We start from the raw sequence: 12,744 nt of genomic DNA, 5'->3' as shown, positions 1-12,744 counted from the left end.
TTGCTTCCTAATTGAACGGAGATATGGAAACATGGCGGCCATATCCGCCACAATTATCCGCGCCATCGCGCGTGCTCAGGCGACGCGCTGCCCAGCGATGAAGGCGGGATCGAAGCTCGACGCGGCGGCCTCCACCGCCTGACGCAGGTTCGGCCGGCTGTCCGGGTGCAGCATCAGCAGGAACACCACGAAGCTCGTGCGGAACGTCCACTGCTCTGCGTCCGGCGCGATGGAGCGGAGGCGTGCGAGATGGCCTTCCACCTGCTCGTCGCGCGAGCCGGTGCGGTGATAGTGCTGGTAGATCAGCACTGATTTGCCGGCCTGATAGAACGCCGCGACCTCGTCCAGGAAGAGATAGAGGCTCGCCGCTTTGCGGCCGACCGCCATGCCTTTGGTCTCAAGGCCATTGTCGGGATCGAAGAACACGAGATCCGCCTCGGTGAACGCATCCCGGCACGCCTGCATATAGGCCGAACGCGCCTCGGGTCGGGCCGGTAGCGGGTCGTTGAAATAAAGTCCGCCCGGCAGCGCGCTCCTGCGCTCGACGACCTCCAGCCGGCGGTCGTCAGGCTGCTCGCTGGCCCGCTTCAGGATATCGAACAGGTCCGGGTCGAAGTGCCGATATCGCTCCGGCTGGTCGAGATAGCCGACCTTGCCGCCATGGTGCCCGTCGTCGGGCGTCAACATCCAGCACACGCCGATCCGGTTCGCGCCGCCGGCCGCCAGCGCCCGCAGCAGCGCGTACTTCCGATAGTCGTTCACGTCGCCGAAGAACTGATGCCGCATGCCCGCCCCCGAATCGTCTCGCGTTCGGCGGGAAGCATGTCGTAATACCCGATTTTGGGGTACTCAAATTTCGGGTGTCTCTGAAGCGCTGGTCAACGCCCCGGCGCCTCTCCGTGACATCCATCCGATCCGATCTCTATCGCAGAATGGTCGAACTCCTCGTGCAGGCGCGGAAGGATGCGGGCGTGACGCAGGAAGAGCTGGGGCGGCGGATCGGCCAGCGGCAGACATTCATCTCAAAGGTGGAGCTTGGCGAGCGACGGCTCGATGCAGCAGAGTTCGTCGAGATCGCGCACGCTATCGCGGCCGATCCGTACGAGTTGATGCGACGCGCTCAGGAATTTTGACCGTGGCATCAACGCCGCCTATGCGCCAAGAGCAGAAATTGGCGCCTTGCAGGGAACCGGACGTTCAGTACCATCGGTGCGCGTCGGTGCCGGCTAGGCCGGCTCCAGTTCGCTTGCCCCATCCGACTCGGCGAGCCTAACAGGCCGTCTGTCGGAGCGCCCTCGCCCCTATAGGCAGCTTTGCCGGTAGCGGTTGAGAGGCGCTTCAGCGTCAGATATAGAAGCGAAACGGCAGTGGCGCCGCCACGTTGGTCGGCCCCGCAGTCAGAATCTCGCCTGTAAGGTCTGCAAACCGCAGGGTCACCGGAAGGCCATCGGAGAATCCAGCGTTGTTGAAGTTCAGCTTGGTCAGCGCCATCAGGTCCCGAAGCACCTGACGAATGTCAGCCTCGCCATTGACGATATCGACGGTGATGGGGTTCGGAACCTCGCGGCCCGGATAAGTGTTGAGGCGCGGCGTAAATCCGGTCGTCCATAGATAGGCCCGACGCTCAGACGCCAAGATTGCGGTGCCCCGCAGCACTGGACGACTGCCATATCGAAATAGTTTCAGCTCGTTCTGGCGCCGAATGCGGATACCAACGAGTCTGGTCTGCGGCGGCACAGTGGACTGGAAACCCTCCCATTCACCCTTCTCGAACCATGTCTTGCCATGGATGAAGAGCTCGTCCGGCGGTTGGCCGTGGATGTCCTCATATGACGCGATCACCATGCCCATCAGCTCGGCGGCCTTCTCCCGGCTGAGATGGAAGCTGCGATCCGTCTCGGAATACCAAGGGCCAACTGCGCCCTTAAACACGACGCCTTCACCCGAGTTGAGGAACATCTGAGCGCCGCAGCAGGCGTTGTCGCGGCCCCTGGCATTCTCGATGTGCTTGAACACGAGGCCGACGTAGCAGACGCCTTCGCGAACATCGGCCACGCGCCAAGGCCGCCCGCCGGCTTTGTAGAAGCTGGTGGTGGCGAGATTCCACGCGACGGACGCTGGGTCCTGCAAAGAACGCCGCGTGCCTTTCTCGAACTCATCCGGCGTCAGGGTCGTCTCGCGGACGACCTGTAGCACCTGACCTGTGTCGAGCAGCCGAGCCTTGAGCTGGTTATGGAAGTTCAGTTCGTATTCGTAGAGTGCTGCAGCCTCCATCTCCTCCACGAACATCGAACCTCGGGAGAGGATGGACTTGGCGGCCCTACGGCCAATGGGACCGCTGGCCCGCTCGCGCTGATCGCGCTGATCGCGCTGATCGCGGGGGATTATCGATTTAGGCCGGCCGTAGCGGAAAACCTCTTCCGGCACGACCGCGAACCAAAACTGAGGCCGCGCCTCCTGTTCGCGGAGGTACTTGCGCAGCGCGTCGCCGTAGACGTCTACGGCCCTGAATATTCCTTGGTGACGGTCGCCGTTTCGGATGCGGCGGCTAAGCAGATCGCCGTCGATGGTAATCGTAGCGAACGGCTTCGCGGGCCAGGGCACGCCGAAAGTGGCCTCGAACCCCGGCCACATGGTCTTGTTTTCCTCGCGACCTGCTGCAGGCGCAGCGATGGTCGACGACAAGGTCTTAATCCAAGTCTCATACCGCCGGATGCCGTCCGGCGTGCCGATCACCCCCACATCCATGCGGGCGGGGTTCTGGTTTGACACAGGCGGGCCATAGAGAAACAGGCCGTCCTTTGGATGCTCCGTCTGCTGGTTGAAGCCAAAGCTCAGCATCGGCTCATCTACATGAATGAGGGTCCACTCAGTCATTCTTCGCCCTCATCCAAGGCCTCGACGACAAAGTCGTCATCGTCGTCATCGGGCTCGCCGGGCTCTTCGGCCTCGTCCTGAAACTGGAGGTCGCCGACGATGTGGCGCTCAGCAGTGAGCTGGAGGAGCCGACCGGCGAGAACTAGATGCTGAGATGCACCCAGCGCGATAACGGTCTCGGCCCGACCCTCTGCCAACCAGACCGCGAATGCCTCCTGAAGCTGACGCCAGTGCTGGTTCCACCAGTTCTTGCAAAACCGGCGACGAATCGGCGAGGTGCGCTTCGGGTCGGCGATCGCCGCCTGACCATCGTCTGAGAAGGCGACGTAGGGCTTGAAGCGGACAAAGGCCGGTGGCCCAAGAGCTACGCTGACCTTCATGGCGAGGTGCCAATAGATCTTGTTGCGCTCGCTGCGACCGACGACGTTCTTGTTGGTTCGTCGTCCGGACGCCGCCGTGTATGGCACCTTGTTGTTCAGCACCAAGCCGTCGGGGAAGTAGAAGGCGCTCGACCCGCGCTGCGGAAGTGCCTTCAAGCCGCGCTGCGTCAGATGCCGTTCGACATGCTGGCGTAGGAGCGCGGTGGCGATATTCAAGGCATCCGCCCGACGAGGCGTCGTCACATCGGCGACTTCGCCCGACAGGAAGGTCTGCAATGGGGTGCGCGCGCGAAGCTCGGCCGCCATCGGCGTCGGCAAGGCAGCGTTGATCTCGTCCAACCCCGTAAAGGTGATGACGAGTTGGTAGAACGGCGCGAACGGGATGCCGCTCGCGCGAAGCACTTGGGTGATCGCCTCCGCGTCGGCGTTGTGCTTCAGGTAGCGAACCTCGGCCGGCAAGGTGTTGATAGGCGACAGGCTGGTGAGGACCGGTTCGGGTTCGTCGTTGACCAAAGCCGCCGTCTTCACCGCATCCTGGCGCCAGCGCTCGAACTCGGCGGTCTGATCACGATCCATCCGGGGCACGTTGGCGCTCTCCAGCGTGTCCAGCATCTCGATCAAGCACTTCCCCCATCCCTGGCTGAAGTCCAGCGCATTGAGCTGGTGGACGAGAATGGGAAAGTCGCTGAACGCTACGTCGTCCAGCCGCACCGGGATGATGAAGGCCGGATCGCCCAGCGACTTGCGCACGGCATCCGCTACCGACAGCTCATTGCGCACGCCCTGACGTTTGGGATCGACGCTGGCTCTGGAGGCGACGTAAAGCACCTTGCAGGCGTGCTCGCGTAGCGCATCCTCGATGGTGTTCCAGAAGGGCGTGCCACCCTTCAGGCCGAACATATCCGCCCAGACCTTATAACCATGGCCTGTCAGACGCGCGCCCAACCACCGGACGAAATCATTGTCGTCGGGTGTTGCGTGGCAGATGAAGATGGTGTCACGAGCCATCGAGCGAATCACTTTGCGGGAGATTGGGCAAAGCTTAGCCTAACCTTCCGTGTTGATCGCGGGCACGATTCGCGAACGGATAGCTAAGCGTTTACTGATTGGATACGATGTCGATCGCCGCGCCCTCTGTCGCGCCTGCGAGATGTTCTCAGACCGGTGGCAAATCGCTACGGCGCTCCTAACGAGTGAAAAAGTCATCAACGACTCTGGGACACCACCGCGTCAACATCAAAAATTGCCCCGTTGCCAACTAGCAGATGTTCGTCTTCATCGCGCACACCCCGATGCCAGATGGGAGACGAAGGTCAGTGACACTCCTCGCTAGAAGATTGACGACGGATTGAAGGGGTGCACGCGACGATGCCGGCAGATGTGTGAAGAGCGGAACTTGACCGTTTGACATTGGGGGGTGCGACGTGACCATCGACTACCTAAACCAGTTTCCTATTCCCGAAGCGATCCTGCCTCCACAGCTTCGAGGGCTGCTGGCACCGGTCGGCGACGACCCGGCACTGAGGGTCGAAATTTCGACACGCTGGGAAAGGGATCATCACGGCCCCAATCGGGAATGCATGCATATGATCATGGCCGCCGTGCCCGAAACTGCCCTCTCCGCATTGGGAGTTGCGGATGAAACGGCGCACGGCGTTGCTTCCTTCTCGGTGCCAGCCGTAGATCATCAAGGCGGCTTGCCAGCGTTCACCCCTTCGATTTCCGGCCACGACTACATCGTCGCCTCATGGGGAAACGGGTCCTTCTACGGCTATGCGTTGGCCGAGAAGGTCTGGATGTCACTGGGGCTATCGCCTCGCGTCCTGGGCGGCGAGCAGCAGCGTATCGTCTATGACGATCTGTCACTTCCGGAATTCGGCGTCGCCGAAGGCGAGACGTCGACGCAATACTACTTTTCGGCCCAACGCGATGTCCGCTGGACGATGTCGAACGAATACCTGCGGCGTTACCTTTGGATGAGAGGAATGCACGGCGTGCGGGTGTTCTTCTATGAAGCGCTGGTGCCTGACAATCCGGAGCTGCGAAGCATCATGGGTGGCCAATCCCACGTTTATCTCGCGCCCGCGGGTGGTTGGTACCAGTTGGACATCCGGGAATTCAAGGGCGCCCTGCTCGTCCAAGTATGGGCCTCGGTGGCGGCAGTGACGCCGGATCTGTGCCCGGTGCAAACGGCAGATGGACTTGCATGGCCGGGCGTCGACGGGCCGATGACCAACGACAGGGCGAACGCGCTGGTGAATGTGGAAACGGTCTATTTAGACGATCGATTCCTTGAGAAGTACGAGCAGAGCGGATTCTTCGAGACTGCGCCAGTGAACGTTCACGGGCAGTGGCACTGCAGTCCGTCATACCTTGGCCAGTGGAGCTTCACCGCCTGCGTCAGAGTCGGTCGCAACCTGATTCGTGTGCCGCTGCGCGAGCTGTACAAGCCCAAGCCGGACCGCGAGATCGTCCATGCGCACGGTTTCGCGCTGAGCGCTGAACAGGTCCAAGCCTTCGATCAGACCGAGGAGCACATCGTCGCCAAGACCGGCATGTTCCTGGCTCAGCTTCTCGACCTCGGGGATGGGCTCTCCACCCTTGGCGGCACCCTGGGCATCCGGTCGAACGCGGAGGATATCGTCGGTTTCTCCCGCGACGAGCTTCGCCGAAACGGCTGGCTGCACTACCCCGCACTCTCCCGTCTGGCCCAGGTCGCGCCGCTGTCCATGACCGAGCAGGCCTTCTTGTCTCGATGCAAGAGCATCCACGAGCTATGGCAGCGCGTCCCCAATGGACTCCTCCGCGATCTGCTTGCGAAATCCGGTCATGCTCGCAACAACATCAAGGATTTCGGTAGCTTGAAGCTGCTGCAAGCGCTTTTGAACGTGCTGGAGAAGTTGAATGCTAACGGCGAGAAGGTGGATGCCTTCGCGTCGAATCCAGCGCCCGTCGACTTGACCACTCGCAACACCGCCCTTGCAGCCCTGTTCGTCAACAACGAACTTCGTATCGCCGATGCGCATGATGCGGGCGGCGTCCTCAAGGGGCTTGAATTTCTAGGGTTCGACACCGCCGCAGTGAACCAAGGTTATGGGCGCGCCCTGGACCACGTATTTAACGGCGTAATTGACGGGTTGAAGCACTTCAATGGTCAGTTGCAATCGTTGCTCGACCGGTGAATTTTCGAGGCGTCGATCGAGAGAAATCGACGTCATTGCGAAGGAAATAGGTTGCGGACCAATAGCTGATCCTGCTCCGTGGGAACATAAGGCCGGAGCCCATTGCCCGTTCTGCAGAATTTAACTACCACCCCGCTGAAGGTCCCATTTCGGACGCTTGAACCGCACAACTAGCCTACCCGGAAGCGGATGCTTACAGGGGCCGCGTTTGGTCAGAAGTGGACGCAAGCGCGTCGGGCCGCACTACCTTGTATCTCGTCGCACTCTTCGGCCGTCCCAATCCCTTTCCCTAGGGCTGGCCAGACTGGTAACCGAGCGGTGACCGCGGGTTACCGGAGCGGTTGGAGTCGAACTCGAAAATCGTCGATCTCGCAAAGCCCCACAACGCAAAAAGCCGCGGAGATCCGCGGCTTTTTCGCATTCCGGTGGGTGCCGGAAAATTGGAGCGGGCGAAGGGATTCGAACCCTCGACCCTAACCTTGGCAAGGTTATGCTCTACCCCTGAGCTACACCCGCATCCGTGCCCGGCGCTGCCGGACGGCGCACCTTATGGCGCAAGGATCGGGGGAATGCAACAGGCTTTTGTCGTTTCGCCAAGGCCTGTGGATAGGTGTCGGCGGGGACCCTTTGGGCCGTCATCCACTTTTTGGCGGCCTCGCGGTCCCGCGGGTTGCTTGAGGGCATTCCTGATCGCCGCCGCCCAGGCTGTGGCGGCGCTTCGTTCCGAGGATAGACCGAGGCAAGGTCCATCGATCTGGCCTGACCGCCCGTAGCGGTAAGCTCTCGGGATTGCCAGCACACCAGGCTCGGTCTTGGGGCATGAGCACCGCACGCGCGGCCAGGGCGTGCATCGTGGCCGCGCTACCGCCGCCTCAGCTGTCGACCGGCCGCCCGCGCTTGGCCGCGCGGCGCGGTGGCGCTATCAGATGGCGACCCTTCCGGAGCCCTGCCATGCCGGCCACCGCGCCTGACCTCTTCGCCTTTCTTGCCGGCCTCGGCATCGCCACGCAGACGACAGAGCATCCGCCGCTGTTCACCGTCGAGGAGAGCCGCCGGCTTCGCGGCGTGCTGCCGGGGCTCAATGCCAAGAACCTGTTCCTCAAGGATAAGAAGGATGCGCTCTTTCTCGTCGTCGCCGAGGAGGGCGCCGCGATCGATCTGAAGCGGCTGCATGAGCGGATCGGCGCGCGGGGCCGCCTCTCCTTCGGCTCGGCCGAGCGGCTACTCGCCGTGCTCGGCGTCACGCCGGGGTCCGTGACGCCCTTCGCCCTCATCAATGACCGCCCGCCCAGCGTGCAACTCGTGCTGGACGCGCGCTTTGCCGCGGCGGATGCCGCCAATTTCCATCCGCTCGTCAATACGGCGACGACGACGATCGCCGGGGCCGACCTGCTGCGCTTCTTCGCCGCCACCGGACATGATCCGCTCCTCGTCGATTTTTCGGAGGGTGCGGAGCCCGCGGATTTGTAAATCGCGAGCCGAAGCGCCATCTTGGCGTCGAACGCGCCGGCCGCGACGGCTGGCAGCGCACGAGGCGGACGCACCAAGGCCACACCGATGAACCAGCCCAGCTACAGTTTTGGAAATTCGTTCGATCTGCCGGCCGCAGGCGGCGGCGAGGATCTGATCCGCGAGACGACGACGCAGGCCTTCGCCAAGGACGTGCTGGAGGAATCGCGCCGGCAGCCGGTTCTGGTCGATTTCTGGGCGCCCTGGTGCGGTCCCTGCCGGCAGCTGACGCCCATCATCGAAAAGCAGGTCAAGGCCGCCAAGGGCGCGGTGCGCCTCGTCAAGATGAACATCGACGACCATCCGCAGGTGGCGGGCCAGCTCGGCATCCAGTCGATCCCGGCCGTGATCGCCTTCGTCGACGGCCGTCCGGTCGATGGCTTCATGGGCGCGCTGCCGGAAGGCCAGGTCAAGGCCTTCATCGAGAAGCTGGCCGGCCCCGGCGGCGGCGGCGAGATCGAGGCGGCGCTGGCCGAGGCGGAAGCCCTCGTCGCTTCGGGCGCCGCGGCGGACGCTGCGCAGATCTATGCCGCCATCCTCGCCGCCGAGCCGGAGAACCTGCCGGCGCTGGTCGGCCTCGCGCGCTGCCATATCGCGGCGGGCCAAGCGGACAAGGCCGAGGCGTTGATCGCCGACCTGCCGGAGAAGGCGGCGACCGACCCGCTCGTCACCGGCCTCAAGGCGCAGCTCGAACTCCTGAAGCAGACCGCCGAGCTCGGCGAGGAGCAGGAGCTCGAAGCGCGCATCGCGGCCAATCCCAAGGATCATGCGGCCCGGTTCGATCTCGCCCTTCTGCGCAATGCGCGCGATGATCGGGAGGGCGCGACCGATCTCCTCCTTGAAATCGTGAAGGCCGACCGCAATTGGGAAGATGACAAGGCCCGCAAGCAGCTGGTCCAGCTGTTCGAGGCCTGGGGCATGACCGACGAGGCGACCCTCTCGGGGCGCAGGCGGCTGTCCTCCCTCCTCTTTTCGTGAGGCGTAAGACGCATGCAGGCTGGCAGAGCCACCTATCGATCTCCGGCAGATCTGCCGGAGATCATACCGGTCTTCCCGCTCTCGGCAGCGCTTCTGCTGCCGCGGGCGCAGATGCCGCTCAACATCTTCGAGCCGCGCTATCTCGCCATGGTCGACGAGGCGATGGCGACGACGCGGATCATCGGCATGATCCAGCCGGTGTCGGAAGATGGCGAGGGCGCGCTGTTTCCGATCGGCTGCATGGGGCGGATCACCTCCTATGGCGAAACCGATGACGGCCGCTACATGATCGGCCTGACCGGCATCTCTCGCTTCCGGATTCTTGAAGAGGTGGACGGCAAGGCGGGCTTTCGCCGCTGCCGCGTGAGCGCGGAGCCGTTTCTCGAGGATTTCCAGGAGAATGCAGGCGCCGAGGCCGTGGATCGCGGGCGGCTGCTCGACGTCTTCCGCGCCTATCTGGATGCCCATCGCCTGGAGGCGGACTGGGACAATATCGGCCAGACCTCGAACGAGACGCTGGTCAATGCGCTCTCCATGATGAGCCCCTATGGGCCGGCGGAAAAGCAGGCGCTGCTGGAGGCGGCGGATCTTCGCGCCCGTGCCGAGACGCTGATCGCGCTCACCGAGATCTCCCTCGCGCGGCAGGGCGATTCCGCGCCCCTGCTGCAATAGGGCCGAAGCCGCGATGGCCGCACTCGAACGCCCAGCCAGCCGGATCGACCCGAAGCTGCTTGAAATGCTGGTCTGCCCGCTGACCAAGACCGCGCTCAGCTATGATCCGGAGCGGCAGGAACTCGTCAGCCGGGCGGCGCGGCTCGCCTATCCGATTCGCGACGGCATCCCGATCATGCTGCCGGACGAGGCGCGCCCGCTCGAGGATATCTGATCGGAAGGCCTCAGACGGCCTCGCCGCGCAGCAGCTTCGGGCCCGAGGCGCCTTCGCGCGCCTCGTCGATGAAGCGGCGCTTCAGCTTCGGCATGCGTTCGACCAGGCCGAGCCCGATGTCGCGGATGACGCGCAGCGCGCCATTGTCGTTCGAGAACAGCCGGTTCAGCACATCGGTCACCACGCCCATCTGCACGGTGTCGAAGCGCCGCCAGCGCTCATAGCGTGCGAGAACATCGGGCGAGCCCGGATCGAGCCCCAGCCGCGCGGCATCGATCACCACTTCGGCCAGAGCCGCCGCGTCCTTGAAGCCGAGATTGAGACCCTGTCCGGCGATGGGATGGATCGCATGCGCCGCATCGCCGCACAGCGCCAGCCGCGGCGCGACGAAGTTGCGCGCGATGTGCAGTCCGAGCGGGAAGGCGCGCGGCGTGCCGATGAGATTGATCGCACCGAGACGGTGGCCGAAGCGGCGCTCGAGCTCGAAGGCGAGCGTGAACGCATCGGAGGCGACCAGCCGTTCCGCGGCCTCCGTCTTCTCCGTCCAGACGAGCGAGGCGCGATTGCCCGGCAGCGGCAGGATCGCGAACGGCCCGGCCGGCAGGAAATGCTCCTCCGCCCGGCCGCCATGCGGCAATTCATGCTCGACGGTCGCGACGATGCCGGACTGGCCGTAGTCCCAGCCGACCGTACGGATTCCGGCGAGCGCGCGAAGGCGCGACTTAGCCCCGTCGGCCGCCGCCAGGACGGAGCAGGCGAAGGCGCTGCCATCGGCGAGCGTCACGTCCATTCCTGCGGACCGGGCGGTGAAATCGGCGACGGCGCCCGTAATCCGCACGACGCCGGCCTCCGACGCGCGGGCCGCCAACTGGCCGACCAGCACGGAATTCGGGACCATGTGCGCGAGGGGACCGTCCTCCGGCGCCTCGGCGGCGAAGGTGAGGAAGACCGGCCGGACCGGATCGCGCAACCGGCTGTCGGTGACCACCATCTCGGTGATCGCCTCGGCCTCGCCGGCGATGGCCTGCCACACGCCGAGCGCCTCCAGCATGCGCCGGGCCGCCGGCGCGATCGCCGAGGCGCGGGTGTCGCGCGCTGCGGCGCCAGGGGGCGCGGGGTCGATGATCGCCACCGCCAGCGACGGTTCGCCCGCCTTCAGCGCGAGCGCGAGCGAGAGGCCGACATAGCCGCCACCGGCGATCGCGACATCGAAGCGCGCCGGCGTGCCCGAGGCCGAGCCATCGCCGATTTCGCTCGAAACGGTCGGGTTCATCGCGGGCTCCTTTCGCGCGGCAGCGGCTTGACTTGCACCGGCCGGCGCCTCAATTGGGGTGCGGCCGGGCGGCCGTCCCTGTCCTCCGCCGGCACGATGGCATGACCGACGATCTCCTCTCCATACTGGAACTCGCGCCGCAGGGCGACAATCGCTTCCGCGGTCGGAGCTTCGATCCCGGCTGGCAACGCGTCTTCGGCGGGCAGGTTCTCGGCCAGGCTCTGGCGGCGGCGTCGCGGACGGTCGAGGGGCGGGGTTGCCACTCCTTGCACGGCTATTTCCTGCGGGCCGGCGATCCGCGCGCGTCGATCGACTATGCCGTCGAGCGCATTCGCGACGGCGGTTCGTTCTCGACGCGGCGCGTTCTCGCCGAGCAGCACGGCCAGATCATCTTCTCCATGGCCGCCTCCTTCCATGTCGAGGAAGAGGGCGGGCTCGAGCACCAGGCGACGATGCCCGTCGTGCCGCCGCCGGAGGATCTGCCGCCGGAGTCGGAGTTCCTTGCCGAGCTTCTTCGCCACGCGCCCGCGACAGCGCACAAGTTCTGGGGCCGGCCACGGCCGGTCGAGATCCGCCCCATCGACATCGGCGCCTATCTTCGTCGCGACGGCGCGTCCGCCCGGCAGGCGACCTGGATCCGGCCGCGCATCGATGTGAAGGGCGACGCCGTGCTCGCCCGGATCGTGCTCGCCTATGCATCGGATTTGACGCTGCTCGACACGACACTGCTGGCGCATGGACGCTGGGTGTTCGATCCCACGCTGCAGGTGGCCAGCCTCGACCACGCCATGTGGTTCCACCGGCCGTTCCACTTCGACGACTGGCTGCTCTATGTGAGCGAAAGCCCCTCGGCGCACGCCTCGCGCGGGTTCAATCGCGGCGCGCTGTTCCAGCGGGACGGCAGCCTCGTCGCCTCCGTCGCGCAGGAAGGCCTTGTTCGGACCGTCGGAACGCCGGCTGCCTGGGCTTGAGGCACAGCCCGCCCTCTAGGCAGTGTATGCAATCCGTCTGACCGTAAATTGATCGTTTGATGATATTATGGGCACTGCAAGCCAGCGCCGTCCCGCGCGACGACTGATTTTGAGTCGTGCGATGCGTGAAAAATGACCGTGATGAAAAGTAAGGCCCACTTGGCACGCTCTTTGTTAGGCGGATAGCCGAGAAAGGCTTTGCGCGGTGCGGGAGGCGTTTCCGGTCGACGATTCGACGACGGCGGGGCCCGCCGAACAGAGACGGGAAGATGACATGAAAATCGTTATGGCGATCATCAAGCCATTCAAGCTCGACGAGGTGCGCGACGCCCTGACCGCCATCGGCGTTCAGGGCCTCACGGTCACCGAGGTCAAAGGCTACGGCCGTCAGAAGGGACATACGGAGATCTATCGCGGCGCCGAATACGCCGTGAGCTTCCTGCCGAAGCTCAAGGTTGAAATCGCGGTGTCCTCGGAATCGGTGGATCAGGTCGTGGATGCGATCAGCTCCGCCGCGAAGACCGGTCAGATCGGCGACGGCAAGATCTTCGTCTATTCGATCGACCAGGCCGTCCGCATCCGGACCGGCGAGACCGATTCCGACGCCCTCTGACGCCAGTCAGCGATCGCTTTCGCTGCGAGAGAGATGAGTAAGCTGCACAATGTTTGATCGAATTGCGAATTCCGC

Annotated in this window: 12 protein-coding genes and 1 tRNA gene; 8 read left to right on the top strand and 5 right to left on the bottom strand. The window is 64.2% G+C overall.

Annotation, left to right across the window (positions count from 1 at the left end):
* Nucleotides 1-75: 75 nt before the first annotated feature.
* On the bottom strand, nucleotides 76-786 hold the full coding sequence (locus GGR25_RS21875; RefSeq protein ID WP_183401018.1) for a hypothetical protein: 711 nt from the start codon (nucleotides 784-786) through the stop codon (nucleotides 76-78).
* Between the two features lie 146 nt (nucleotides 787-932).
* On the opposite strand from GGR25_RS21875, the gene GGR25_RS21870 reads away from it, so the two are divergent.
* Nucleotides 933-1,133 carry a helix-turn-helix domain-containing protein gene (locus GGR25_RS21870; RefSeq protein WP_210300059.1) on the top strand — a complete coding sequence of 67 codons (201 nt, stop codon included), beginning with the start codon at nucleotides 933-935 and terminating at the stop codon, nucleotides 1,131-1,133.
* A gap of 211 nt (nucleotides 1,134-1,344) precedes the next feature.
* Here the strand turns inward: GGR25_RS21870 and GGR25_RS21865 are convergent, their stop codons facing one another.
* Complete coding sequence (locus GGR25_RS21865; RefSeq protein ID WP_183401016.1) at nucleotides 1,345-2,877, bottom strand: argonaute/piwi family protein; 1,533 nt, start codon at nucleotides 2,875-2,877, stop codon at nucleotides 1,345-1,347.
* Entirely contained in the window at nucleotides 2,874-4,265 is a 1,392-nt protein-coding gene (locus GGR25_RS21860) for a toll/interleukin-1 receptor domain-containing protein (protein WP_183401015.1), read from the bottom strand. Before GGR25_RS21860 ends, GGR25_RS21865 begins: the two co-directional genes overlap by 4 nt.
* Nucleotides 4,266-4,681: 416 nt before the next feature.
* Between GGR25_RS21860 and GGR25_RS21855 the strand changes: the two genes are divergently transcribed.
* On the top strand, nucleotides 4,682-6,439 hold the full coding sequence (locus GGR25_RS21855) for a hypothetical protein (RefSeq protein ID WP_183401014.1): 1,758 nt from the start codon (nucleotides 4,682-4,684) through the stop codon (nucleotides 6,437-6,439).
* Nucleotides 6,440-6,880: 441 nt separating this feature from the next.
* Here the strand turns inward: GGR25_RS21855 and GGR25_RS21850 are convergent.
* Nucleotides 6,881-6,955, bottom strand: a tRNA-Gly gene (locus GGR25_RS21850).
* A gap of 435 nt (nucleotides 6,956-7,390) precedes the next feature.
* On the opposite strand from GGR25_RS21850, the gene GGR25_RS21845 reads away from it, so the two are divergent.
* The 4 genes from GGR25_RS21845 to GGR25_RS21830 all read left to right on the top strand — a co-directional run bounded on the left by GGR25_RS21845 (nucleotide 7,391) and on the right by GGR25_RS21830 (nucleotide 9,812).
* Nucleotides 7,391-7,909, top strand: coding sequence for a prolyl-tRNA synthetase associated domain-containing protein (locus tag GGR25_RS21845; RefSeq protein ID WP_183401013.1), 519 nt, complete (start codon nucleotides 7,391-7,393; stop codon nucleotides 7,907-7,909).
* An 87-nt stretch (nucleotides 7,910-7,996) separates the two neighbouring features.
* Nucleotides 7,997-8,926, top strand: a complete 930-nt coding sequence (gene trxA / locus GGR25_RS21840; RefSeq protein ID WP_183401012.1) for a thioredoxin — start codon at nucleotides 7,997-7,999, stop codon at nucleotides 8,924-8,926.
* Nucleotides 8,927-8,938: 12 nt separating this feature from the next.
* Nucleotides 8,939-9,598 carry an LON peptidase substrate-binding domain-containing protein gene (locus tag GGR25_RS21835; protein WP_183401011.1) on the top strand — a complete coding sequence of 220 codons (660 nt, stop codon included), beginning with the start codon at nucleotides 8,939-8,941 and terminating at the stop codon, nucleotides 9,596-9,598.
* 13 nt (nucleotides 9,599-9,611) lie between these two features.
* The gene (locus tag GGR25_RS21830; protein ID WP_183401010.1) at nucleotides 9,612-9,812 is read left to right on the top strand and encodes a Trm112 family protein; all 201 of its coding nucleotides are present in this window, start codon (nucleotides 9,612-9,614) and stop codon (nucleotides 9,810-9,812) included.
* A 10-nt stretch (nucleotides 9,813-9,822) separates the two neighbouring features.
* On the opposite strand, the gene GGR25_RS21825 is transcribed toward GGR25_RS21830, so the two are convergent.
* Complete coding sequence (locus GGR25_RS21825; protein WP_380147210.1) at nucleotides 9,823-11,061, bottom strand: ubiquinone biosynthesis hydroxylase; 1,239 nt, start codon at nucleotides 11,059-11,061, stop codon at nucleotides 9,823-9,825.
* 125 nt (nucleotides 11,062-11,186) lie between these two features.
* Between GGR25_RS21825 and GGR25_RS21820 the strand changes: the two genes are divergently transcribed.
* Nucleotides 11,187-12,056, top strand: coding sequence for an acyl-CoA thioesterase (locus GGR25_RS21820; protein WP_183401008.1), 870 nt, complete (start codon nucleotides 11,187-11,189; stop codon nucleotides 12,054-12,056).
* Between the two features lie 274 nt (nucleotides 12,057-12,330).
* Nucleotides 12,331-12,669: a P-II family nitrogen regulator gene (locus GGR25_RS21815; protein WP_183401007.1), complete on the top strand. Its 339-nt coding sequence runs from the start codon at nucleotides 12,331-12,333 to the stop codon at nucleotides 12,667-12,669.
* The last annotated feature ends 75 nt before the right edge of the window (nucleotides 12,670-12,744 follow it).

The organism is Kaistia hirudinis (assembly GCF_014196455.1).
Lineage (GTDB): Bacteria > Pseudomonadota > Alphaproteobacteria > Rhizobiales > Kaistiaceae > Kaistia > Kaistia hirudinis.
This window is presented reverse-complemented; position numbering and strand designations above follow the sequence as displayed.